This window comes from Bartonella sp. 220B (assembly GCF_026930205.1).
GTDB lineage: Bacteria > Pseudomonadota > Alphaproteobacteria > Rhizobiales > Rhizobiaceae > Bartonella.
In genome coordinates, this window is record NZ_JANHOI010000005.1 from 32,697 (window position 1) to 59,122 (window position 26,426).

At 37.6% G+C, this 26,426-nt stretch carries 17 protein-coding genes and 1 tRNA gene; 10 read left to right on the forward strand and 8 right to left on the reverse strand.

Features of this window, described 5'->3' with window-relative positions; translation table 11 throughout:
• Positions 1-40: 40 nt before the first annotated feature.
• Entirely contained in the window at positions 41-379 is a 339-nt protein-coding gene (locus tag NPX99_RS04800; RefSeq protein WP_269030760.1) for a P-II family nitrogen regulator, read from the reverse strand.
• A 282-nt stretch (positions 380-661) separates the two neighbouring features.
• On the reverse strand, positions 662-3,574 hold the full coding sequence (gene uvrA / locus NPX99_RS04805; protein WP_269030761.1) for an excinuclease ABC subunit UvrA: 2,913 nt from the start codon (positions 3,572-3,574) through the stop codon (positions 662-664).
• A gap of 322 nt (positions 3,575-3,896) precedes the next feature.
• Here uvrA and ssb point away from each other — a divergent pair, with 322 nt between their 5' ends.
• From ssb to NPX99_RS04840, 7 genes are all read left to right on the forward strand, one after another.
• On the forward strand, positions 3,897-4,409 hold the full coding sequence (gene ssb, locus NPX99_RS04810; RefSeq protein WP_269030762.1) for a single-stranded DNA-binding protein: 513 nt from the start codon (positions 3,897-3,899) through the stop codon (positions 4,407-4,409).
• Positions 4,410-4,623: 214 nt separating this feature from the next.
• Positions 4,624-7,401: a DNA gyrase subunit A gene (gyrA, locus tag NPX99_RS04815; RefSeq protein WP_269030763.1), complete on the forward strand. Its 2,778-nt coding sequence runs from the start codon at positions 4,624-4,626 to the stop codon at positions 7,399-7,401.
• A 24-nt stretch (positions 7,402-7,425) separates the two neighbouring features.
• The gene (gene coaD, locus NPX99_RS04820) at positions 7,426-7,923 is read left to right on the forward strand and encodes a pantetheine-phosphate adenylyltransferase (RefSeq protein ID WP_269030764.1); all 498 of its coding nucleotides are present in this window, start codon (positions 7,426-7,428) and stop codon (positions 7,921-7,923) included.
• A 10-nt stretch (positions 7,924-7,933) separates the two neighbouring features.
• Positions 7,934-8,527 carry a peptidylprolyl isomerase gene (locus NPX99_RS04825; protein ID WP_269030765.1) on the forward strand — a complete coding sequence of 198 codons (594 nt, stop codon included), beginning with the start codon at positions 7,934-7,936 and terminating at the stop codon, positions 8,525-8,527.
• Positions 8,528-8,546: 19 nt separating this feature from the next.
• Positions 8,547-9,062: a peptidylprolyl isomerase gene (locus NPX99_RS04830; RefSeq protein ID WP_269030766.1), complete on the forward strand. Its 516-nt coding sequence runs from the start codon at positions 8,547-8,549 to the stop codon at positions 9,060-9,062.
• Positions 9,063-10,091: 1,029 nt separating this feature from the next.
• The gene (gene tgt / locus NPX99_RS04835) at positions 10,092-11,210 is read left to right on the forward strand and encodes a tRNA guanosine(34) transglycosylase Tgt (RefSeq protein WP_269030767.1); all 1,119 of its coding nucleotides are present in this window, start codon (positions 10,092-10,094) and stop codon (positions 11,208-11,210) included.
• A gap of 688 nt (positions 11,211-11,898) precedes the next feature.
• Entirely contained in the window at positions 11,899-13,107 is a 1,209-nt protein-coding gene (locus tag NPX99_RS04840; RefSeq protein ID WP_269030768.1) for an MFS transporter, read from the forward strand.
• 43 nt (positions 13,108-13,150) lie between these two features.
• Here NPX99_RS04840 and NPX99_RS04845 read toward each other — a convergent pair whose 3' ends face one another.
• The 3 genes from NPX99_RS04845 to NPX99_RS04855 all read right to left on the reverse strand — a co-directional run bounded on the left by NPX99_RS04845 (position 13,151) and on the right by NPX99_RS04855 (position 16,813).
• Positions 13,151-14,578, reverse strand: coding sequence for an MFS transporter (locus NPX99_RS04845; RefSeq protein WP_269030769.1), 1,428 nt, complete (start codon positions 14,576-14,578; stop codon positions 13,151-13,153).
• A 121-nt stretch (positions 14,579-14,699) separates the two neighbouring features.
• Complete coding sequence (locus NPX99_RS04850) at positions 14,700-15,914, reverse strand: NADP-dependent isocitrate dehydrogenase (protein WP_269030770.1); 1,215 nt, start codon at positions 15,912-15,914, stop codon at positions 14,700-14,702.
• 824 nt (positions 15,915-16,738) lie between these two features.
• Positions 16,739-16,813 (reverse strand) — tRNA-Glu (locus tag NPX99_RS04855).
• A gap of 777 nt (positions 16,814-17,590) precedes the next feature.
• Here NPX99_RS04855 and NPX99_RS04860 point away from each other — a divergent pair.
• Both NPX99_RS04860 and glpX read left to right on the forward strand, forming a co-directional pair.
• Positions 17,591-18,901: a homoserine dehydrogenase gene (locus NPX99_RS04860; RefSeq protein ID WP_269030771.1), complete on the forward strand. Its 1,311-nt coding sequence runs from the start codon at positions 17,591-17,593 to the stop codon at positions 18,899-18,901.
• Between the two features lie 147 nt (positions 18,902-19,048).
• Entirely contained in the window at positions 19,049-20,035 is a 987-nt protein-coding gene (gene glpX, locus NPX99_RS04865; protein WP_269030772.1) for a class II fructose-bisphosphatase, read from the forward strand.
• Positions 20,036-20,175: 140 nt separating this feature from the next.
• On the opposite strand, the gene NPX99_RS04870 is transcribed toward glpX, so the two are convergent.
• Positions 20,176-21,282 (reverse strand): branched-chain amino acid aminotransferase, encoded by a 1,107-nt coding sequence (locus NPX99_RS04870; RefSeq protein WP_269030773.1) that lies wholly within the window; start codon positions 21,280-21,282, stop codon positions 20,176-20,178.
• 295 nt (positions 21,283-21,577) lie between these two features.
• On the opposite strand from NPX99_RS04870, the gene NPX99_RS04875 reads away from it, so the two are divergent.
• Positions 21,578-21,871 carry a hypothetical protein gene (locus NPX99_RS04875; protein ID WP_269030774.1) on the forward strand — a complete coding sequence of 98 codons (294 nt, stop codon included), beginning with the start codon at positions 21,578-21,580 and terminating at the stop codon, positions 21,869-21,871.
• 166 nt (positions 21,872-22,037) lie between these two features.
• Here NPX99_RS04875 and NPX99_RS04880 read toward each other — a convergent pair whose 3' ends face one another.
• Together NPX99_RS04880 and argS are read right to left on the reverse strand one after the other, a co-directional pair.
• Positions 22,038-24,509: an SPOR domain-containing protein gene (locus tag NPX99_RS04880; RefSeq protein WP_269030775.1), complete on the reverse strand. Its 2,472-nt coding sequence runs from the start codon at positions 24,507-24,509 to the stop codon at positions 22,038-22,040.
• A gap of 150 nt (positions 24,510-24,659) precedes the next feature.
• Complete coding sequence (gene argS, locus NPX99_RS04885; protein ID WP_269030776.1) at positions 24,660-26,417, reverse strand: arginine--tRNA ligase; 1,758 nt, start codon at positions 26,415-26,417, stop codon at positions 24,660-24,662.
• Positions 26,418-26,426: the final 9 nt, after the last annotated feature.

The window sequence follows — 26,426 nt, forward strand, 5'->3', positions numbered from 1 at the left end:
TTGAGGAGGATAAAAGAGATAAAAATTTTGTTATTATTTATTAAAGGGCATCAATTCCGGATTCATCAGTGTCGATACGAATGGCATCATCAATGGAAAAAACAAATATTTTTCCATCTCCAATATGCTTTGTTTGAGCCGCTTTACGTATTGCATTAACGGTTTGTTCCAACTTTTCATCAGCAACAACAATTTCAATCTTTACTTTAGGTAGAAAATCGACAACGTATTTAGCACCGCGATAAAGTTCTGTATGCTCTTTTTGTCGGCCGAAACCTTTAGCTTCTGTTACTGTAATACCATGTAATCCAATTTTTTGAAGCGCTTCTTTCACTTCATCAAGTTTGAAAGGTTTTATAATGGCTTCAACTTTTTTCATGCTGAAATTATCTCCAACGTTATTTTGTCTTTCTAGACTGGATCACATTATATTGACAACAGAGAGAAGTCCAACAGATACTTTGTGCACAAAAAGTCAAAATTATATGATTCAATATTTTTTGCAAAGTTCCTCTTAATGGCATAAAATGAAATGCTATGATTCTTTGAGTAAAATCCTACAAGTTTTTTTAGAATAAAAAATAATACAATGAATGAGGAATATTGGGGAACAAGGGGTATTTTTCTTTTTTATTGCGCTATACCAATTTTATATTCTGCTTTAGGAAGAATTATGTAAAGGGCGGCGCAGTAAAATTTCTTTCAGAAATTTTCCCGTATAGGAAGAGGAAACATGAATAATATCTTCAGGACGCCCAACTGCCACGACTTCACCACCACGATCTCCCCCTTCTGGTCCTAAATCAATAATCCAGTCGGCTGTTTTTATAACTTCAAGATTATGTTCTATGACGACAACTGTATTGCCTTGCTCGACGAGTTCATGCAGCACTTCAAGGAGTTTAGCAATATCATGGAAATGCAAACCTGTTGTTGGTTCATCCAAAATATAGAGTGTACGGCCTGTTGTTTTGCGTGAAAGTTCTTTCGCAAGTTTTACACGTTGGGCTTCACCACCGGAAAGTGTTGTGGCTTGTTGTCCTACTTTGATATAGCCAAGACCAACTTTAATGAGAGTCTTCATTTTGTTATGGATGGTGGGAACAGCTTGGAAAAATTCTTCAGCTTTTTCGATTGTCATATCCAAAATATCGGCGATGGACTTCTCTTTAAATTTTACTTCCAACGTTTCTCTATTATAGCGTTTTCCTTGGCAAACATCACAAGTAACGTAAACATCAGGTAAAAAGTGCATTTCAATTTTGATGACCCCATCTCCTTGACATGCTTCACAACGTCCTCCCTTAACATTGAATGAAAAGCGTCCTGCTTGATAGCCACGCGCTTTGGATTCTGGAAGTTCAGCAAACCACTCCCGGATTGGGGTAAATGCACCTGTATAGGTTGCTGGGTTGGAGCGTGGGGTGCGTCCAATAGGGGCTTGGTTGATATCAATGACTTTATCAAGAAACTCTAATCCTTCAATTTTGTCATAGCTTGCGGGGCTATGATGACTTCCCATGATAGAGTGTGATGCAGCTTTGAAAAGAGTTTCAATGAGGAATGTTGATTTTCCACCGCCTGATACGCCAGTGATGCATGTGAAGGTTCCAAGAGGAATATTTGCACTAATATTTTTTAGGTTATTGCCTCGTGCACCAATAATTTTCAGTGTTTTTGATTTTGATATTTTGCGTCGTTGAGCAGGTACTGGAACAGCCATTCTCCCTGAAAGATATTGGCCTGTGAGAGAGGATGCATTTTCTATAATTTCTTGCGGAGTACCTTGTGCTATGATTTCTCCCCCATGAACGCCTGCGGCAGGGCCCATATCGACGACATGGTCTGCAGTAAGGATAGCATCTTCATCATGTTCAACAACAATAACGGTATTGCCAAGATTACGCAGATGGTGCAACATTTTCAGAAGGCGTTCATTATCGCGTTGGTGTAAACCAATAGATGGCTCATCTAAAATATAAAGGACTCCTGTAAGACCAGAACCAATTTGAGAGGCTAACCGAATACGTTGGCTTTCTCCTCCTGAAAGGGTGCTTGAACTTCGAGATAAGGTAAGATATTCGAGTCCTACATGATTTAAAAAAGCGAGGCGTTCACGAATTTCTTTTAAGATACGTACAGCGATATTTTGTTGTTTTTCAGTGAGATATTGGTGAATATTGGCAAACCAATCATCTGCTTTTAGGATAGAAAGTTCTGATATTTGTCCAATATGCATCCCATGGATTTTGACAGCGAGCGCCTCTGGTTTTAGGCGATACCCCTGACAAGCTGGACAGGGTGTGGAAGACATATAACGCTCAATTTCTTCACGTGACCACGTAGAATCGGTTTCTTTCCATCTTCTCTCCATATTGGGGATGATTCCTTCAAAAGATTGAGTTGTTTTATGCGAACCGGAATCATTTTTATAAATAAAGGGGATTTCTTTGTTTTTTGTACCATAGAGAATAGCGTGTTGCGCCTCATTTGAAAGGACACACCATTTATCCGTTAGTTTAAATTCGTAAACTTTACCCAATGCTTCTAAGGTTTGGCTATAATAGAGTGAAGATACTTTAGACCAAGGGGCAATTGCACCATCCTTTAAAGTAAGATTTTTATTGGGCACGATTTTTATCGGGTCTACAGCCTTTTTAATGCCAAGTCCGTCGCAAAGAGGACAAGCACCAAAAGGATTATTGAATGAAAAGAGGCGCGGTTCAATTTCAGGGATAGAAAATCCAGTTATGGGGCAGGAAAATTTTTCTGAAAAGATAAGTCGTTTGTGTGTTTCATTTTTCGATTTATGAGCAGATTCTTTTGTGGTTTCTTTTTGTGCTAAGGGTTGGTCAGCCATTTCGGCAACTGCAAGCCCATTTGCTAACCGTAGACAGGTCTCTATACTGTCCGCTAGGCGAGAGGTAATGTCACTATGGACAACAATGCGGTCCACCACGACATCTATGTCATGTTTATATTTTTTATCAAGAGGTGGAATATCCGGAATTTCATAGAATATTCCATCAACTTTGGCGCGCTGAAATCCTTTTTTTAAAAGCTCTATGAGCTCTTTTTTATATTCTCCCTTTCGTCCTCGGACAAGAGGCGCCATAATGAAAATCCGCGTACCTTCTGGTAAGGACATAATTTGATCAACCATTTGGCTTACTGTTTGACTTTCAATAGGAAGTCCCGTAGCTGGAGAATGGGGAACACCAATACGTGCAAAGAGAAGACGCATATAATCATGAATTTCAGTAACAGTTCCTACTGTTGAACGAGGATTACGGCTTGTTGTTTTTTGTTCAATAGATATCGCTGGAGAAAGACCATCTATTCGGTCGACGTCTGGTTTTTGCATGACTTCCAAAAATTGACGTGCGTAGGCAGAAAGGCTTTCAACATAGCGGCGTTGACCTTCGGCGTAAAGCGTATCAAAAGCTAAAGATGATTTCCCTGATCCAGAAAGTCCTGTGATAACAATCAGCTTGTCACGAGGGAGATCGAGGTCAATGTTTTTAAGGTTATGTTCACGTGCACCGCGAATGGATATGTATTTTTGATGAGCCATCTTTTATCCTTGGCATATGTAACAAAAATTAATCCCTAACGTAGAATAAAACTGCTTTCTAGAATTACAACGTTTAACAGGGATAAAGAATACAAGTTTTGTGAAAAGAAAAATATAAAAAAACAGCTTTTTATTCTCTGATGACGGAATAAACTATGCGTGGTTATGATCTTTTGTTATAATTGCACGATATGATATTTTAGAAGAGGTAGCAAAATTCACATTGAAGGTCAATTGCGGAGATGCAAATGATAAGGTCAAGAGGGGAATGACTTCTATATAATAAAGATTGTTTACAAGTTAAAATTTTGGAGTTTATGCGATGGCTGGTAGCCTTAATAAAGTTATTTTGATTGGTAATCTTGGTGCGGATCCTGAAATCCGCCGTTTGAATTCTGGCGATCAAGTGGCAAATCTGCGTATTGCTACTTCAGAAAGTTGGCGCGATCGGAATACAAATGAGCGTAAAGAGCGCACAGAGTGGCATAGTATCGTTATTTTTAATGAAAATCTTATCAAGGTTGTGGAACAATATTTAAAAAAAGGAAGCAAGATCTATATTGAGGGGCAATTGCAAACACGCAAATGGCAAGATCAAAATGGCAATGATCGTTATACAACAGAGATTGTTTTGCAAAAATACCGTGGTGAATTGCAAATGCTTGATGGGCGTGGAGCTGCTGGTGGAGAGCATATGCAAGGAGCCAATCAGTCGAGCGGTAGTTATGGGAGCAGTGGTTTTGGTAACAGTAATTCAGATCAGAGGGATGATTTTGGTCAAAATAATAATAGAGAAGATTTTTCGCACAAATTAGATGATGATGTTCCTTTTTGATTCTCCTTGGTAACATTCTTCTTCGTTTTTTTCAGTTGTTTTTTAGTTTGGAAAAATCAATCTTGTTTATTTTATTATGTTTTTGAATACATATAAATAACATGTTGAAAATAATTGTTAAATTTCTTCCTTTGTTGCGGATGAGAAATTAGCATTTTGATGTTTTTTTCGATATAAAAGAGCAAAGTGATTCTTTATTGAAAGTTTTGAAGCTGTGACCGATCTTACTCCACACCCAGAACGTGATGTGCTGACCGGTATTGAGCCCATCAGCATTGTTGATGAAATGCAACGCTCTTATCTCGATTATGCGATGAGCGTGATTGTTTCGCGTGCACTTCCTGATGTCCGTGATGGACTCAAGCCCGTTCATCGGCGTATTCTTCATGCCATGAATGAGATGGGGCTTTCTTTTAACAAGTCTTATCGTAAATCTGCGGGTGTCGTTGGTGAGGTTATGGGAAAGTTCCATCCTCATGGTGATGCTTCAATTTATGATGCGTTGGTGCGTATGGCACAGGACTTTTCTTTGCGAAATCCGTTGATTGATGGTCAAGGAAATTTTGGTTCTGTTGATGGTGATCCGCCTGCGGCGATGCGCTATACAGAGTGTCGTTTAGAAAAAGTTTCGGAAGAACTTTTAGCTGATATTGATAAAGATACCGTTGATTTTCAGGATAATTATGATGGACGTGAGCGTGAACCTGTCGTTTTACCGGCGCGTTTTCCTAATCTTTTGGTTAATGGGTCAGGTGGGATTGCTGTGGGTATGGCAACCAATATTCCGCCCCATAATCTTGGAGAAGTCGTTGATGGTTGTATCGCCTTGATTGATAATCCAGATATTACGCTTGATGAGATCATTCAAATTATTCCTGGTCCTGATTTTCCTACAGGGGGTATTGTTCTTGGCCATTCGGGTATTCGTTTGGCTTATGAAACAGGGCGCGGTTCAATTGTTATGCGTGCTAAAGTTGATATTGAAGAAATTCGTAATGGTCGACAAGCAATTATTGTAAGTGAAATACCTTACCAAGTTAATAAAGCAACAATGATTGAAAAAATGGCCGAATTGGTACGTGATAAACGTATTGAGGGAATTTCCGATTTGCGTGACGAGTCTGATCGTGATGGGTATCGCGTTGTTATTGAGCTTAAGAAGGATGCTGTAGCAGAAATCGTTTTGAACCAATTATATCGTTATACGCCGCTGCAAACTTCCTTTGGTTGTAATATGGTTGCGTTGAACGGAGGAAAACCTGAACAGATGACGTTGCTTGATATGCTTCGCGCATTTGTTTCTTTCCGAGAAGACGTCGTAAGTCGGCGAACAAAATATCTTTTGCGTAAAGCGCGTGAGCGTGCTCATGTTTTGGTTGGTCTTGCAATTGCTGTTGCCAATATTGATGAAGTTATAGCGCTTATTCGCAAAGCTCCTGATCCACAAACAGCACGTGCTCAGTTAATGGAGCGGCGCTGGCCAGCTTTTGATGTGGCACCTTTGATTAAACTTATTGATGATCCCCGTCATGTTATTCATGAGGATGGTACTTATAATTTATCTGAAGAGCAGGCGCGTGCTATTTTGGAGTTGCGTTTGCAGAGGTTGACCGCACTTGGGCGAGATGAAATTGCTGATGAATTGAATAAAATTGGCGTGGATATCACCGATTATCTTGATATTTTGGCATCTCGTGCACGTATTATGGGTATTGTGAAGGATGAACTCAGAACCCTTCGTGAGGAGTTTGCAACGCCTCGACGCACAGTATTTGGTTTTGGTAGCGCTGAGATGGATAGCGAGGATCTTATTGCTCCAGAAGATATGGTGGTAACAGTTAGTCATGGTGGCTACATTAAGCGTGTTCCTCTCAATACATACCGTGCGCAACGCCGTGGTGGTAAAGGGCGTTTTGGTATGTCTACGAAGGATGAAGATTTTGTAACGCGATTGTTTGTGGTGAATACACATACCCCCGTTCTTTTCTTTTCATCGCGTGGAATTGTTTATAAGGAAAAAGTTTGGCGTTTACCACTTGGTACGCCGCAATCGCGTGGACGCGCTCTGATTAATCTCCTTCCTTTACAGCAAGGTGAGCGCATAACAACTATTATGCCTTTACCAGAAGATGAAGCGCGTTGGAGTGCATTGGATATTATGTTCGCAACGACACGTGGAACTGTACGTCGTAATAAATTATCAGATTTTGTTCAGGTTAATCGTAATGGCAAAATTGCAATGAAACTTGATGAAGAAGGAGATGAAATCCTTTCGGTCGAAACCTGTACAGAACATGATGATGTTGTTTTAACAACGGCTAATGGACAATGTATTCGTTTTCCAGTTGTTGAGGTTCGTGTTTTTGCAGGGCGTAATTCTATAGGAGTGCGTGGTATCAATTTGGCTAATGGTGATAAGGTCATTTCGATGACAATCTTAGAACATGTTGAGGCTACGTCGATTGAACGTTCTACTTATGTCAAACGTGTGATTAATGAACGGCGTGCTGCTGGTGTTGATGCTGAAGATATTGTAACTCTTGATGAAGAAGATGGAGGAGCAGAAACAGAGTTGACAGAAGAACGCTATGCAGAACTTAACGCTCGCGAACAAATGCTTTTAACAGTGAGTGAATTTGGTTATGGAAAGCGATCTTCTTCATACGAATTCCGGATTTCAGGACGTGGTGGAAAAGGAATTCGTGCAACAGATCCCTCTAAAACAGCTGAAATTGGTAAATTGGTAGCAGCTTTCCCAGTGAAGGCGCAAGATCAAATTATGTTGGTATCAGATGGGGGACAGCTTATTCGTGTTCCGGTTGATGGAATTCGTATAGCTGGTCGTTCAACAAAAGGCGTAACGATTTTCAATACAGCTGAAGGCGAGAAAGTCGTATCGGTTGAACGTATTTCTGAATCTGAAGATGATGATAACCCATTCAATGATGAAGCTGGAAAACATTCTGATAGAGTTGATGTGAGTACAGAGTAATTCTAAAGGATTCGGAGTAAAACAATGAAAATTGCTCTTTATGCGGGTTCCTTCGATCCTTTTACAAATGGTCATCTTGATATTTTACAAGGCGGTCTCGTTTTGGCGGATAAAGTGGTTGTAGCTATAGGTGTACAGGCTAATAAAAAATCACTTTTTAGTTTTGAAGAGCGTGTTGATTTAATTATTGAAGCAGGAAAAGATTTATTAAATGTAGGTCCTGATCAGTTGCAGGTTATTTCGTTTGATACTCTTTTGATTGATAAGGCTCGTGAAATGGGTGCTTCATTGCTTATTCGTGGATTACGTGATGGTACTGATTTTGATTATGAAATGCAAATGGCAGGGATGAATGGTATCATGGCTCCTGAATTGCAAACTGTTTTTTTACCAGCAAGTCTTTCTGGGCGTGCAATCACTTCTACGTTGGTACGCCAGATCGCCTCTATGGGGGGGGATATAGAACCCTTTGTACCTTCAAATGTTGCTAGAGCTTTGCGCTTAAAATTTCAATCTTCATAGGAGTATGATTGTGTATCTTAGATTTTTTGCTGTTTTGACATGTCTTTTTTGCTTTTTTTCATTGAATGTTGTAGCGGACGATTCTCACACAGCTGGTGATTCTGATGTTCTTGTCTTATCTCTTAAAAATGGAGATGTGGTTATTCGTCTTCGTCCTGATCTTGCGCCAAGACATGTTCTACAAATCAAAAAGTTAACAAAGGAAGGTGCTTATGACAATGTTGTCTTTCACCGTGTTATTCCAGGCTTTATGGCACAGACTGGTGATGTACAGTTTGGAAAAAAGGGGAGTGCAGATTTTGATGTGAAACGCGTTGGTACTGGAGCTTCGAATTATCCTAATATTCCAGCGGAGTTTTCAAAGCAGCCCTTTAAACGTGGTACTGTTGGGATGGCACGTGCACAAGATCCAAATTCTGCCAATTCCCAATTCTTTATTTGTTTTGATGATGCTTCTTTTTTAAATGGTCAGTATACTGTTGTTGGAGAGGTCATAAAGGGAATGGACGTTGTTGATAAAATTAAAAAAGGCACCTCAAGTAATAATGGATCTGTAAAAGATCCTGATATTATTAATACTGCCACTTTACAAGCTGATAGATAAATCAAAGGAGTTTAGCTGTATGGCCGAGATTAAAGATTTAGAAAATACCTTAATTCTTGAAACAACAAAGGGCAGAGTCGTTATTGGGCTTTTTGCTGAATTAGCGCCTTGTCACGTTGCGCGTATTAAAGAGCTTGTGCGTGAAGGTGCTTATGATAATGTTATTTTTCATCGCGTTATTGAGGGGTTTATGGCTCAAACGGGGGATGTGCAATTTGGAAAAAAGGATGGTGCAGATTTTAATTTGTCACGTGCCGGTATGGGGGGCTCAACGAAGCCTAATTTGACGGCAGAGTTTTCAAATCTTTCTCATAAGCGTGGTACAGTTTCTATGGCACGTAGCCAGAATCCAAATTCTGCTAATTCACAGTTTTTTATTTGCTTTGCGGATGCTCCTTGGCTTGACCGTCAATATTCCATATGGGGACAAGTTGTTGAAGGTATGGAAAATGTTGATAAAATTAAGCGTGGTGAGCCTGTTATAGAACCTGATACAATCATTAAAGCTACAATTGCTGCCGATGTGAAGGAATAATGATATCACTTTCAACTTTAAGAGCGTCAAGTAAAGATAGCGCTGTCTTTTTGTTGTCTTAAACAGGGTGAAGGTTCGTTATTATGGTTTGAATTCATAAGAGTATGCTATTGTTATGCAATTATTCTCTGCATTAAATTTTGTATTTATAAATTGCATAGATTTATGGTATGTTGTTTGCCGTTGTTGCTCATAGGGTTTTTACGCTCGAATTGGATACTTCGTAGGAACAAGCCAGCACCATCATTTATTTGCTAGCTCCCAATGTTGCGACAGCCCTTGCATTAAGATGATTCATTAAAGGCACTTTTACTCCTTTTCTTGTACAGTTTTTACCCACACATCAGCCTCGCTTGTGACATACAAGAAAGTGATTTTAATTGATTGAACATAAGAGGGGGTGAGAGGAGAGAATCTTACAATATTCGGGGGGCTCATTCAATATGTAAAACGATAAATTATCATTATAAATCAATACATTGTTATACTACTACTTGTTCATAACTACGAGCGTGAATAACCAATTTCACTTATGTTATTAAGTATTGCAGGATTCATTGCTTTTTAGAGTTGTTTTACAATTCATGCGTGTTGGTCTGAGTCTTATATTTTTATGTAAGTATAATTAGGGGAATACTTATCTAGTGTCATATTTTGCATTAGAGCTTATTTCTGTATTCAAAATATTGAGAAATTCCTTTTATAGGAAGCCAAATTTTCTGGGAATTATTGGTCATAAAAGCATGTGAAAGATAAGGTCGTTGTTGGTGGAAAGAACGGCTTTAAAATTCTGATAGGTGAGTGTATTTTGTTCGATATATCGGCTATTTTGTGAAATAAGTCTGTTGCTTTATTTATGATAATTATTTGGTAACAAAATTGCATTTACGCTATTTAATTTTTTTATGCTGGTTACAATATTAAGCGAATCAGAAATCAATCCATAAAGCTTGTGACGGTACCATAAGGAAAGTTATAGCTTTTCTTTCTATGGTGCTATGAGTTTATAGAATCAAAAAGACAAGAGTGATGATAAAGACATTTCATTATAGAAAAATTGCTCAAGATGGTTATGCGCGTCGTGGTGAAATTATAACGGGTCGTGGATGTGTTCGTACACCTGCATTTATGCCAGTGGGGACGGCAGGAACTGTTAAAGCTATGTATATGGATCAGATACGTGCTCTTGGTGCAGATATCATTTTAGGCAATACTTATCATTTAATGTTGCGTCCGGGAGCAGAGCGTGTTGCTCGTTTAGGAGGCTTACATGAGTTTTCACGTTGGTCTGGGCCTATTCTAACCGATTCTGGTGGATTTCAAGTTATGTCATTGGCGGGGATTCGTAAAATTACAGAACAAGGTGTTATTTTTCGCTCTTATATAAATGGTGCCTACTATGAGATGAGTCCTGAGCGTTCTATCGAAATTCAAGGGCTCCTTAATGCAGATATCCAAATGCAATTGGATCAATGTATTGCACTTCCTGCAAGTGAAAAAGAAATAGAAGCTGCTATGGAACTTTCATTGCGGTGGGCACAGCGCTGTAAAACAGCTTTTGGTGATCAGCCAGACAAAGCACTATTTGGCATTGTTCAGGGTGGTGATAATATGAAACTACGTGAACGTTCTGCTCACGCTTTAAAAGAGATGGATTTGAAAGGCTATGCTATTGGAGGGCTTGCTGTTGGCGAACCACAGAGTGTTATGACAGCTGTGCTAGATACTACTTGTCCGATTTTGCCAGAGGATAAGCCACGTTATCTCATGGGTGTGGGAACGCCTGATGATATTTTACAAAGTGTTGCGCGTGGTGTTGATATGTTTGATTGTGTTATGCCAACACGTGCAGGACGCCATGGTTTAGCTTTTACGCGTTTTGGAAGAATTAATTTGCGCAATGCGCGTTATGCAGAGGATCCACATCCTTTAGATCCACAGTCGCTTTGTCCTGCTACAAGTGATTATAGTTGTGCTTATTTGCACCATTTGATCAGATCTGGCGAATCTCTTGGTGGCATGTTGTTAACTTGGAATAATCTCTATTATTATCAACAGCTTATGCAAGGGATTCGTGATGCTATTGAAGAAGGATGTTATACGGATTTTTGTGCTGAAACATGTGCTTTGTGGAAGCAAGGTCGTTAAAACGCTAATTGTAAAATATAGCATTTGCTTTTATTAAATTGCTCAATTTATTTTTCAGCAAGAGCTTTTGCTAAAAACAAAGTGAAAATGTTTTTTAAAAAACGTAAAATTATACTAACCTAAAGAGCAATATATAATTTTATTGCTCTCTATTTTTTGTAACAGTAATAGTAAACAGAAACTGTTACTCCGGTACGCGCTACCTGATCCGGAGAAAAACAGTTTGTTTCTGTTTCTGGTGATTGTTTAGATTAACAATGTTAATGAGGAGTTATCGAACCCTTAAAGAAGTATGAAAATTGCATTTTTATAGGATAATTTGTATTTTTTTTGTTAAATAGTGAAGTTCTCACATAAGCTGTCTCATGTAGGAGTAGATAAGAGTGTGATTTGATCTCAATTGAAGGTTTAGAAAACACAAACGGTTGATAGTTTAAAGTGCGAAGCTTATTTTTTGCGAGTAACGGTATTTTTATAACTGAAGTTTCATTTAAATGATAAAATATTGTAAATTCTTCCATGCTGTTTAAAAAATCTCTGACAAAGAAAATGAAAACACCAACAGTTTTCATTTTCTTTGTAGAAGATGTTTTAATGTTTCATTGAGAAATGCTTAAGAATAGACAGAGGAAGATTTTGAATTCATTTAGGCCATATTACGGATATTTGCGATTAAGGTATCGACTCAATGATGACAATGAGGAATTTTCATAGAAAAAACACTCTTGCTTTAAGAATTGATTTGAGAACACGGTGTTTAGCAACTTTAGCTCTTGCCGTGGGGAGTTTTTCTATTGGTACTGCAGAGTTTGTTGCCATGGGTTTACAGCCGGAGATGGCACGAAGCTCGTTTGTTGATATTCCTACAGCTGGTCAATACATTTCTGCTTATGCATTGGGTGTTGTGATTGGAGCACCTCTTTTAGCTGTTGCAACAGCGCAGTTATCACGCAAAACTGTTCTGATAGGATTGATGTTTTTTTATGCGCTGGCAAATATTGCAAGTGCTTTTTTTTCTGATTTTAACATATTGGTAGCATTGCGGTTTATCAGTGGTCTTCCACATGGCGTCTATTTCGGTCTTGCAACTATGGTTGCTGCTTCCATGGTAGAAATGAATGAACGTTCCAAAGCTGTTGGATATGTCATGCTTGGTTTAACAATTGCAACTGTTTTGGGAGCACCAGGAGCGACTTGGATTGGGCAACTTGTTGGTTGGCAGATTGCTTTTGTGCTTGTAGGTGCTCTTGCTTTATTGTGTTGTTTGCTTATTTGGAAATTTTTGCCTTCTGGTTTGGAGACGCAAAAAACAAATCCTCTGCGCGAACTTGATGCATTAAAACAAAGGCAGGTATGGTTTCTTTTGATGATGGTTTCAGTTGGAGCCTCAGGATTATTTTCTGTTTTCACTTATATTAAGTCAACACTCATGCATATTTCTGGTGTTTCGCTTGATTTTGTACCATTTATTATGCCGTTAGTTGGATTAGGGATGGTGATCGGGAATCTTTTGGGACCTAAATTTGCTGTTAGAGTTGGTACTTCGCCGATGATATTTTTTGCTATGCTTTGGAGTGCATTTGTTTTTTTTCTTTTTTTCTTTTTATCTCATACTCCTTTAACAGCAGCATTAGGATGCTTTTTTGTTGGTACTTCTTTCGCAGCTATGCCTTCTATACAAACAAAGATTATGGATGTGGCTCTCCATGGACAGATTTTAGCAGGAGCGTTAATGCAATCTGCTTTTAATGTTGCTAATGCTCTTGGAGCAGAATCTGGAGCGTGGGTTTTAAAGTTGGGCTATAGTTATGAATATACTGCTGTTCTTGGGGGTATCTTAACTCTATGTGGTTTACTGATTTTTTGTTTTTCATGGCATTTGGAAAAGCGTAACTAATATTGCTTTTCGCTATTGAGAGAAAAAATATTTTCTCGTTTATTTAGTTATTTGATTGTCCTGTTGGGTTTTTAAATATCCTATAAGAAACGCGTAGAGAAAGTGGAATACCAAGACAAAATAAAAGACTGATGAGTACTACAAGAAGAGTTTTTGCGGCTAAAATCATTCCTATTATTCCTCCAGGATTTAAAAGGCCCGCAAAATTGGTAATTGTTCCTGCAAGGGTTGCACTCAATGCTGCTGAAAATAGCTGTACAGAGGTAAGGGATTCACTCGCACGTAGGGCATCTTCATTATTTGCACATTGTAAGATCCGAGTTAGTAAATGCGGCCATGCTATGCCAGCGCTAATCCCTATAGCAAACAATGCTAAGCAGATGATAAAGATATGTCCAGATGTGGAGTCTGTTATTGGAACGAGCCATAAAAGACTGCTTATACCCAAAAGGCTCAATATGGGAGAGTATACAATAATACTGCGAATTTTTTTTGCATTTACACCAGCACTTGATAGGGAACCACATGTCCATCCGAAGCTCATGAGTGACGCTATATAACCGGCAACAAGTGGAGCTTGACCATGAAGCTCTTGAAGAAAAAGTGGAAAATAAAGCTCTATACTGTATACTACTATCGTCATAACAAGTATCAAAGCATAAATAGAAAAAAACTCAGAAGAGAAGGAAAAGGATTTATGCGGCAACATAGGATGAAGTGTGGACGATTCGATTTTTGCTAGAACAAAGAGAAGACTCAATCCGATAATTAATCCGCCAATTTGCGCAATAGTGGTATTTATAGCACTACCAGCAGAAATGATAATAATCAAAAAGGTGAGTATGAAGAGCTGTAGAAGAGGAAGTGGGGATGATGGAACAGTGTTTTCATTTTCTTTTGGTAAAACTTTAAGGGCTATGAGCAAGAAGATTATCGCCAAGACACCTATAATCCAAAAGGATGCTCTCCACATACCATAGTGTACAGAAATGCCACCGATAGCTGGTCCTAATAAGGTTGATATTCCCCACATTCCAGAGATAATACTTAACGCATATGACCATACAGATGGATTGAGAATAATACGAATCATAGAATAAGATAAAGATAATAAAGAACCGCTCCCGAATCCTTGAATAAAACGTCCTATTAAGAATAATGGCATAGTTGAAGCTATGGCGCATATGAAGGTACCAACAGTAAAAATGAAGCCTGAAATCAAATAAGCTTTACGAGGACCTATTTTCCCTAATATTTTTGTTGCAAGCGAAGTACCAAGGAGTGATGCTGTAATAAAGATGGTTGCTACCCAAGAGTAATAAAGCTCACCACCGATATCATTCATAAGAGAAGGCAAAATAGTAATAACAACATAAATGTTGGTGGCGTGTAACACAACACCACCCGTAAACGTCAAAAAACGAATACCATTTTTACCCAATAAAAGCGCAGACCAGCTTTGTTTTTTCACTGTTTTTGCTATTTAGTAAAGAGTTGACCTCTTTTATTTATAAGATAGTTCTTTAAATTTGCCAAGAGAAGATTCAAAGCTCTGCTTTTACAGAGCTTTGAAATTTAAATGAAGTGATAACTTAATTATTCATTGCTTGTTTGAGATTTTCATTAATTTTATCAAGGAAATCTGTTGTGGAAAGCCATTTTTGTTTTGGTCCAATTAAAAGTGCAAGATCTTTGGTCATAAAACCTTCTTCAACGGTCTTAATACAAACTTCTTCTAATGTTTTGGCAAAGTTTTTTAATTTCTCATTATTATCCAGTTTAGCACGGTGTGCTAGTCCCCGTGTCCATGCAAAAATAGATGCAATAGAATTTGTTGATGTTTCTTCACCTCTTTGATGCTGACGGTAATGACGTGTTACTGTACCATGTGCTGCTTCTGCTTCAACAATTTTACCGTCTGGTGTCATGAGAACAGAAGTCATGAGACCAAGGGAACCAAAGCCTTGAGCAACAATATCAGACTGAACATCACCATCATAGTTTTTACATGCCCACACATAGCCACCTGACCATTTAAGGGCAGAGGCAACCATATCATCAATGAGGCGGTGTTCGTAATATAGTTTATGATTTTCAAATTCAGTTTTAAATTCTGCATCAAATATTTCTTGAAAGATGTCTTTAAAACGGCCATCGTAAGCTTTTAGAATGGTATTTTTTGTTGAAAGATAGACTGGAACATTTCGTTGTAGCCCATAATTAAAAGATGCTCTGGCAAAATCACGAATTGATTCATCAAGGTTGTACATAGCCATAGCAACCCCTGCGCTTGGAGCATCAAAAACGTCATGTTCGATAATTTGATTGTCATCTCCGACGAATTTAATACTTAATTTCCCTTTGCTAGGAAATTTGAAATCCGTTGCTTTATATTGATCACCAAAAGCGTGCCGTCCAATAATAATTGGTTTTGTCCAGCTAGGAACGAGGCGTGGGACATTTTTACAAATAATAGGTTCACGAAAAATAACGCCCCCTAAAATATTACGGATCGTGCCATTGGGTGATTTCCACATTTTTTTAAGGTTAAATTCTTTAACTCGTGCTTCATCCGGTGTGATGGTTGCACATTTTATACCAACCCCGTATTTTTTGATAGCATTGGCAGAATCAATGGTTACCTGATCATCGGTTGCATCTCGATTTACAACGGAAAGATCGTAGTATTTAAGCTCAATGTCGAGATAGGGATGGATCAATTTATCTTTAATATATTTCCAGATGATACGGGTCATTTCGTCCCCATCGATTTCAACAACGGGGTTTTCCACTTTGATCTTTGCCATGCTAAGTCCTTTTTGTTTAAGTGATATTATTTTTTATAGCATTTTCAGCTTTACAATGAAAAGTAAAAACAAGAATGATATAAGGAACTGTTAAAACAGTGAGTTATCAATAGGATAAAAATTATTTTTAAACTAATTCATTAAAAAATAATATTCATTTTTTAATGTGATCATTGTATCGTTGATAAAAAGCTGATGCAAGAGAAGGATCAGTGAAATTTACTACAGGGTGTAGGGAATCTTTGTTTTTTGTAAGATGTTTTATTTAATTATTTGATAAATTTATATTATTATGGCGTTCGTTACGGTTTTTAGAGATATTATGTTCGGAAAATCAATTGATAAATAAGGTTATATATACAGCTCTTTCAGCTCTCAGGTAGTGATCTGTTTGTCTAAAAAATTGAATGTGATAGACAAGGATCTGTAATCAAGAAGAGGCGGTATAAACCGAGTTTTGAATTAGCCCTTAGAACGTCTTAAAAATTGTTCTTAAAGCTCTTCTGGGAACTCAATAGAGTTTTATAAAGAGTGACAGCTGTGTTTGCTAGAAAATACAGCTTACGTGTTAATGTGCCTTACAAATTTTAAACATTACGAAATAACACTATTCCATAGATCTATAGTTAACGCGTCTTCTTTTTCTTATAAGCATAAGTGATATAGCATTCTCTTGGGGATATAAAAATCACCCACACAGAAACTTTAGCAATTCTCTTCACAGGATAATTGCAAAGATCCTATTCCCTAACCTTTATTCATGCACCCCGCACCTTAAAAAAACATATGAAAAAACAATAGGTTATTTGGGGAAAAAAGTGATATGGTACGCCCAAGGGGAATTGAACCCCTGTTTCCGCCGTGAAAGGGCGGCGTCCTAACCTCTAGACGATGGGCGCGAACCAATGATGAGGCTTATAGAGAGGATCTTTTTACTTCGCAAGCCCTCTGCGTAATTTTTTTTAAAAAAACATATTTTATTGCATTATTTTGGATATGTTATCGTCACTCTTGTCCGGATTATTCTACTTTCTAGAGTTGGCGTGAGAAAATAGAGAGAATAATTCATTGGTTGATCATTTTTTATGTTAGCATGAATGATAATCGAATGATATTTTTCGTGCTTACTTTTTTGGGAAATAAAAAGCAATTAAATCAGAATATTAAATGTTATAGTATTTTACTTGTCTAAAAGTCCTCTATGAAGGAAAATAATCATCCAAGATTTTGGCTAAAACCATAAGCGGTTATAGATCAGTTTCCTGAAATAAAACGACAAACATATCATTAATGAGCTAAAAAAAATGACACGAATCATATAAGATTGCCTCTGCGATTAGGTGCGCTTTCCTTTCGTTTAATAAAATGTTCGCTGTAAAAATGAAAAAAATATTGCAACAAATCCAAAGTAAAATGAAAGCTAATAATCATTTTTTCAGATGCTTATTTAAGCTCCATTCTTTGAAGCAGTCGTTTTAAAAGGATATTACTCTTTAAAAGAGATAAATTTTGTATTCTGAGAGATTTTGATTGAACGAACAGTTTTGTTGTACAAGAGGACAAATTGGGTTGAATAGAGTGGGGGACTTCTTTAGATTATATTTGGTTGTAAGCATTGTTTTCATTGATTTGCACATCATGTTTTTTAAAAGAAGAGAGGGATAAGCAGTTAGAGAATGGCAGAAGCTTTAAGAGTTGGCATTGCGGGTCTTGGTACGGTTGGTAGTTCAGTTATAAAAATTCTGCAGGAAAAAGCGAGTAGTTTAGCTTGCCAATGTGGACGATCAATCAAAATTGTTGCTGTTAGTGCACGTGATAGAAGCCGTAATCGTGGAATTGATCTGAGTGATGTAAAATGGTTCGATTCACCAGTGGAGTTAGCGTCTTCTGATGAGATTGATGTTTTTGTGGAATTAATTGGTGGTGAATTAGATATTGTACATCAAGCTGTTAAGAAGGCGCTTGAGGGGGGGAAACATGTTGTTACTGCCAATAAAGCACTTCTTGCACGACACGGGGTAGCACTTGCTATGAGTGCAGAAAAAAAAGGTGTTTTTTTTCATTTTGAAGCTGCTGTTGCTGGGGGAATTCCTGTCATCAAAGCGATGAGAGAATCACTTTGCGGTAGCCGGATATCGCGAATTTATGGCATTCTCAATGGAACCTGCAACTATATATTAACACGTATGTTTAATGAGGGACTTTCATTTAAAGATTGTTTGACGGATGCACAGAGACTTGGTTATGCAGAAACTGATCCAACTTTTGATATTGGTGGAAATGATACTGCTCATAAATTGGCTTTATTGACAAGTTTAGCGTTCGGAACGGCCATTTCGTTAGATGATGTTTATGTTGAAGGAATTAGCAATATTTCGCAGATTGATGTCCGTGCAGCTGATGAATTGGGTTATCGGATTAAGCTTTTAGGGGTTGCATTAGAAACCGATTCCGGAATTGAGCAGCGTGTTCATCCAACAATGGTACCAACATCATCAATGATTGCACAGATTCATGGCGTAACAAATGCCCTTTCTATTCAAAGTGATTTATTAGGTGAATTGCTCTTTTCTGGTCCTGGTGCTGGAGGAGTGGCAACAGCATCAGCGGTTATTGGTGATTTGGCTGATATAGCGAAAGCACATACTGGTTTTCAGTATGCACCTGTTTTCAGAAATCCAGCATTGGGGCTTGCTCCTCATAAAAAAGCACGTATTTCGCATCATGCAGGTGGGTATTTTATTCGTTTGAATGTTCATGATCGTGCTGGTGTTTTTGCTGCAGTAGCACAGCATATGGCTGATAATCACATTTCATTAGAGTCGATTGTTCAAAAACCTTTTGTAGAAAGCCAGATTGTAAAAACAATTATTTTAATAACGCATGAAACAACGGAGGTGAATGTACGAAAAGCACTTGCAGCAATTGAAAAAGATGGTCATCTTGTTGCAAAGTCTCAATTTATTCGTATTGAATCTATGGCATAAAATTGAGAAGTTGTTTAATGACAAAGAGAGAAATTTTAATGTTTTTTCTTTTGTGGAAAGTTTTCATCTTTGCCAAAAGCTTTCTTCTTAATGTTTAACGATAAATGCTAATGCTTTTTTTAATACTCATTCAGTAGGATTTTTTATATGCCCGCATCTCAGAAAAATTTAAATGGACTTGATCGTATTTTAACACTTGAATTGGTACGTGTCACTGAACGTGCTGCTGTTGCAGCTGCACGTTGGCGCGGACGCGGTGATGAAAAGGCCGCTGATCAAGCTGCTGTAGATGCAATGCGTCAGGAGCTTAATCGGTTGCCTATTGATGGTACAGTGGTGATTGGTGAAGGGGAACGCGATGAAGCTCCTATGCTTTATATTGGAGAAAAAGTAGGGCTTCAAGAGGGAACAGCGATTGATATTGCACTTGATCCACTTGAGGGAACGACAATTTGTGCTAAAAATCTTGCTAACTCTCTAGCTGTGGTTGCAATTGCTGAAAGGGGTAATTTACTTTACGCTCCTGATGTTTATATGAAAAAAATTGCTGTTGGTCCTGGTTATCCCAAGGGAGTTGTTGATATAGATGCTTTGCCTGCTGATAATATTCATGCCCTTGCAAAAGCTAAAGGAGTAGCCGTTAATCAGGTAACTGTTTGTATTATGGATCGTCCTCGTCATGAAAAACTGATTGAGGAAGTGCGTGCAACGGGAGCATCAATTCGTTTAATTGGCGATGGAGATGTCGCGGCTGTTATCGATACAACAGATCCAGATGAAACGGGTATTGATATCTATATGGGGACTGGTGGAGCACCAGAGGGTGTGTTAGCTGCTGCAGCCTTGCGTTGCATTGGTGGGCAGATGCAAGGCCGTTTGCAGCTTGATACAGAAGAAAAAATCGCACGTGCAGCCAAAATGGGAATTGATAACCCCAATAAAGTTTATACAATGGAAGAAATGGCAAAGGGTGATGTGTTGTTTTCTGCAACAGGTGTAACGGATGGCAATATGCTTTCAGGTGTTAGATTTACGCCTCGTTATATTCAAACAGAAACACTTGTGATGCGTTCACATACCGGTACAATCCGTCATATTAAAGCGCAACATAGAGATTATTCAAAATTTGATTAAAAGAATGCTTTCTTTTTTGCAGAATCTGTTAAGAAAGTGAAAAAGTATTATTGGGAGGGGAACTGTGCTTCCATAAAAACTCTAAGAGATGTTTTCATGGAAGTATTGATAGAGTGATTTGTAGAAATATCTTCTTATTGTTATGAGAGCTGGACAGAGTGTACCCAGTCATTTTTATCTTCTATATTACCTTTTTGAAGGTCAACCAGTTGCATGCGAAGTTGTCTTGTAATTTCACCAATCGTTTCATTTCCGATAATAGCTTCTCCATCTTTGTATTTAAAACGGCCGATTGATGTAATAACGGCTGCTGTACCACAAGCAAAAACTTCTTTAAGATGACCACTTCGTGCATCTTCTTTGAGCGATTCAAAAGAATAAGGGCGTTCTTCTATCGTTAATTCCATTTGTTGCGCCAATTGTAAAATTGAGTGACGTGTTATTCCTGGAAGGATAGTGCCATTCAGTGTAGGTGTTACAAGTGTATTATTTTCCATAATAAAGAAAACATTCATGCCACCGAGTTCTTCAATCCATTTATGCTCAACCATATCCAGGAAAAGTACTTGGCTACAATTATTTTGTGCTGCGCGGCTTTGTGCCAGTAAGCTTGCTGCATAGTTTCCACCACATTTTGCCGCACCTGTGCCTCCTGGACCAGCACGGCTATAATCCGTTTCGATCCATACGCTAATAGGCTTTTCTTCTCCTTTAAAATAGGATGCAACGGGAGATGCTATGATACAAAAAAGATATTCTTGAGAAGGGCGAACACCTAAAAAGGCTTCATTACCAAACATGAATGGACGTATGTAGAGGCTCGAATTTGGAAGATCTGAAACCCATTTTTGATCAATTTTTATCAATTGATTAACGGCATCTAAGAAAATGTCTTTTGGCAATTCTGGCATAGCCAAACGCTTTGCTGATTCTATCAAACGTTGTGCATTGGCATCGGGGCGGAATAACAAGATGCGTCCATCTTTTGCGCGATAGGCTTTTAAACCTTCAAAAATTTCTTGCCCATAGTGCAAAACGGTGCTTGCTGGATTAATCTCTAAAGCTTTGTATTGAGAAATAACAGCGTTATGCCAACCTTTGTCTTTAGTCCATTGGATGGTACACATATGATCTGTAAAAAATTGACCAAAACCAGGATTTTTTAGAATTTTTTCACGATTCTCGTCTGATAAAGGAGAGGGATGCTCTTCTATTTTGAACGGAAGTGGTGATGTGGAAGTTTTCATAATTAAAACCTTTTAGGATATGCTTTGCCGCGACGTACTTTTTTATTAAAAAGATAATGAGATATTTCCATTATAACTTTATTATTAGCAAAACATTTGTGTCAATGCTTTATTATAGAATTAATTGTAAAGACTATTGAGAAATCTTTTTGTTTTCATGTTCCTTCTTCTTGATTAAGTAATCTGGAACTTTTCGTGATATTGAGCGTTTTTCAAAATAAATATCTGAATAATTTTATCTATGTCTATGGATATTTTGTAACTTAGATAGGGGAATTGAAAAAAGGAATTCACTATGATTGACAGAAATTACCACACATATGAGAAACGTATAGCTGATGAAAAAAAAGAGCGTGAACAGCTTAATTCAATTGGTAGAGGTATTCTTGCTATCCTTCTTGGAGTTTTTATTATTTGGTTCGTTTTTGGTTTTTTAGGATCTTTTTTTGAAAAATCTCCAGAACATGTATCTCATCATAATGCTATACAATCAAATCACATGATCACAGATCCGAAAAAAGATTCAAATTCGACATCTCAAATACCTGATACATATAAAAACACGACATCATCTTTACCCTATGAGTAATTCCTCAGATAAAAAATTTCATGAATCATAGATTAAGGTATAAAATTTTTTAAATGTATAAGCTTAAAAAATTGAAGAGATTTTAATTCCTGAAATTAACCAATAAACTCAATCATTGGTATTAAATAAATCATGCAGTAGTCATTAAAGCTGTTGCATGATTTATTTAGCGCGTGATAAAGCAATTTCCTCCAGAGCTTTTGATGTTTTCACAAAGGCTTACAGCGTCATTCCGATTTTGCGTCTGTATACGAACACGATAGTAGGTTCCTTTACCTGGTATGAGTGCAGATTGAATATTTAAAGGACGAGTACCAATAAGGAATCCAAATCTAGACTTTATGTTTTCCAAAGAATCTTTGGCTAACGCATGGGTTGGTTGGGATGCAAGCTGTACGTAATAACTTTCTGCATTTTGTGTGACTATTCGGTTTGGTGAAGCTGTTCGAGAATCAGCACGCAGTTGTCGTTCTGAATTTTTTTTTGCATACGAAGGAAGAGGTATAACTTTTCCTTCAATCTTAGAGGGAGAGGTGCTTTCAGCTATTATTTTATCGATGGCACTCGTGAAGTTATGTTCTGTTCCTTTATTATTTGTATTGGAATCTTGAGAAGAAACAGGCGAAAAATCTTGAGATTGATCTACAGTGGTGTGATTAGTTGTTTCTTGGGGTTCGTCAGCAGTTTTTTTCTCTGTGTGATCCATTGGTGCCAGTACAACGGTGCCATCTTGGTTTACAATAACAGTTTGCACTTCTCGTGTTGGAATGGTGTGATTGATAGCTTCTGTTACTGCATCTTCAACATCAGATTCATGAGGAGAAGAGGATGAAAAACTTGTAGATTTTTGTTGGTTTAATTCTGTTAAGTCTTCAGGTTGTTCAGAATTATCAATAAGCGATTGCTGTGTATTTTCTTGTTTTTCATTTTGTTCAGTTGTTTGTTTATAAATATCTAAATTATGTGCAACATCATTTTTCGTTTCAGTTGTTTCTTGTTTAAATTTGAAAGGTGTATTGTCAGCATGGATAATGGGCACATTTCCATTTTTTTGTGATGGCATAAAGAAATGAGAATAACTGAAGAAACCCATTGTTATTAAGATGAGAAGAACAATAGTTTTAGTAAGCGTTTTACCAACAATAGAACTTTTCACGGGAGGGTGAGATGATGCATGCATGGGGATTTCATCTATACCTTTGTATAATGCATTCTCTGTAGAAAAGGAGGAATTGTACCCTACATTGTTGGCGGGAGCATAGTTAGCATTTTGATCTTGTAAATTTGTATATGCATCTTCTTTTGGAATATCCATGGTTTGATGAAAGATTTCATTGAAGACTTCACTTTGCTGTTGTTGCTGCAAAAAATTTTCTGCTGAAACATTTCCTACATTGAATATATCAGCAAATTCTTCTTTCAAATCATCAGTTGGTACATCATATTCTGGGGCTTCATACGGGACTTCAGGAACCATAATGGGGCCAGTTTTTTCTACGATTTCCTCTGCAAATTTATGAGTATTAACATTTGGAGGAGGAGTATCTCTGTGCATATAGTTATGAGCAAAAAGGCTTTCTCTTTGTTTTGTGCTAAGAGGTTCTGATGAGGGGTGCATATCATTTAAATTATTTTGATACGACGCTTCTTTATTATTTCGCTTGGAGCTATTTTCAGTGCTGTTGATATATTGGTTTTGAGCGTCACGATATTTTGGAGTTGTTCCAGCATAAGTTTCTTGTTTTACGGATTCCTCTTCATAAAACTGTGGATAATCGGCACTATAGCGCTCCTGTGAAACGCCTTCTAAATAAGACTGTTTGTCCATTTGTGTTGAATTGAAAGATGATGGAAAGCCAATTTCTGTTTCATTTTTTGCAATATCTTTTTTCTCTGAAATAAGGTCAGAAGATGAGGGAAATATATTCGTATCCGTAGAAGAGGAGACATTATTGTAATATTCTGTAGCCCATTTCTCTTGATCAGCTGAAACTTTATATGGGTGGTTTATGGAAACGTCGTGAAAGCTTTGATTGTCATCATAATTTTGTTTTATAGAAGTATTTTTTTGTTGTGAGGTTGTTTGTGCAAAACGGCTAGCTTTTTCAATGGGTTCTGATGTGATTTCTCTATGATCGTGTTTATCCGATTCATTGAAAAAGAAATTTTCTGATTGTACGTTAAAATCACGTTTTTCAAAAAAAGGATCAGCACTGATGGGGGGAGTTTTCTTTTGAGATGATTGATTCTTTGGGATAGGTAATGGAGAAAGTTCATCTAAAATTTGCTCTTCATCATGATTCAGAGTTGAAGAGTATAGCTCTTCAGACGAAAAGTTGTTTTGTTCTGATTTGTTGAAAAAAGTTGTTGGTTCAGCATTTGATGTTGGTTCATTTGGCAAGTCATTTGTTAAATTATTTTCAAATTCTGTTTCTAGAAAGGACAAATCAAAGTCATCTTCATAGGATGAAGCTTTAGGAGTGTGAGCTATGGATTGATCCGTCTGTAAAGAAGATTGATCATTTTGATGTCCACGTTGTTTATTTGGATTAAAAATGCGCGTAAGCCTCTCTAAAGGATCATTGTGTTCATGATCTTGTTTTATTTCGCGTGAATTTTTGCGATCATTATCGCTCATAGCTTTTCTCACATAATGATTTGCATATGCATTCAATAAATGGTTAATTTTAATTTGTTATATTTTAAAATTACAAACTTCCCCCTTTTGCCACAAGGATATATGAAAAATATCAACAAACCACCTATTTTATGTATTTATAGAACTTTTTCAACGCATTTCTGTCGGTGCTTCAACTCCTACAATTGTAAGTCCTGATGATAAAATATTTATGATAGCTTGTATCAAGCCCAATCTGGCAAGTGTAAGTTCTTTATCATCAGGCTGGATGAAACGCAAAGCAACATTATCACTCCCTTTATTCCAATGAGCATGAAAGCTGGAAGCAAGGTCATAGAGATAAAACGCCAATCGATGTGGTTCTTTATGAATTACAGCTTGTTCAATGATACGTGGGTATTCAGAAAGTTTGCGTATGAGGGATATTTCATTATCGTCTATTAATCGGTTGAGGTACGCAATCATTGTATCATTTGAAAGATTTTCAATATGCAGGGTTTCTTGTGCTTGACGAAAAACAGAGTGACAACGTGCATTTGCATATTGTACGTAAAAGATGGGATTATCTTTTGATTGCTCTGTTACTTTGGCAAAATCGAAATCAAGTGGTGCTTCACATTTGCGGTACAGCATCATAAAACGCACTGGATCACGGCCAACTTCTTCTACAACATCCCGTAAAGTCACAAAGGATCCTGCTCTCTTCGACATGCGCACAGGTTGACCGTTGCGAAAGAGCTTTACAAGTTGACATAAGAAAACACTCAATTTGGCTTTATCGCCAGAAATTGCTTTGGCCACGGCTTCTAATCGTTTTACATAACCAGCATGATCAGCACCTAAAATGTAAATCATTTTATCAAAATGACGATTAAATTTATCGCGAAAATAAGCAACATCCGCAGCAAAATAAGTATAAGAACCGTCAGATTTAACTAAAACACGGTCTTGGTCATCTCCAACATCTGTTGAGCGGAACAAAGTTTGTTCGCTTGTTTCCCAGTCTTCTGTATTTTGCCCTTTTGGTGGTGGAAGCTTTCCTTTGTAGATATAACCACTTAAAGTGAGATCGTTAATTGTATTACGAATAGCACGTGCATTATCTGCATAAAGCATCCGCTCAGAGAAAAAGATATCATGATAAATGTTAAGAGCTGCCAAATCTTTTCGAATCATTGACATCATGGCATGAATTGCCCGCTCTTTCACGATAGATAAAACTTCATCTTTATCCATAGTGAGTAATTGGTCATCAAATTCTTGGACAAGCGCTTGGCCCAAAGGTATCAGGTATTCACCTGGGTATAATCCTTCTGGAATTGCATTAATTTTTTGGCCGAGAGCTTCACGGTAGCGTAACAATACGGAGTGGGCAAGCACGTCGATTTGTTTTCCAGCATCATTAATGTAGTATTCTTTCGTAATATTGTATCCGACGAATTGCAACAAATTAGAGAGAACATCTCCCACAACAGCTCCTCGGCAATGTCCTACATGCATTGGCCCTGTTGGATTTGCTGATACATACTCAACATTGATACGTTTTCCTTGTCCCATCGGAATACGACCGTAAGAGACGCCTAATTCAAGCATGGATTTTATAGCATTTTGCCAAAATCGTTTTGTAAGCGTGATGTTGATAAATCCAGGTCCAGCAACATCAATACAGTCTATGGAGGGCTCATCTTTGAGAAGTTCTATGATTTTCTCTGCAAGCTCACGCGGATTAAGCCCTATAGACTTTGCAAGTACCATAGCAGCGTTGGTTGATAAATGGCCATGTGAAGAATCACGGGGGGGATCAACAGTAATTTTAGATAAATCTAGATCTTCTCCATTTTTTCCTTTGATACCAGATAATTCGAGTGTTTTTTTAATTTTTTTCTCGAAGTTTTTAAAGACATTCATATTCAATTT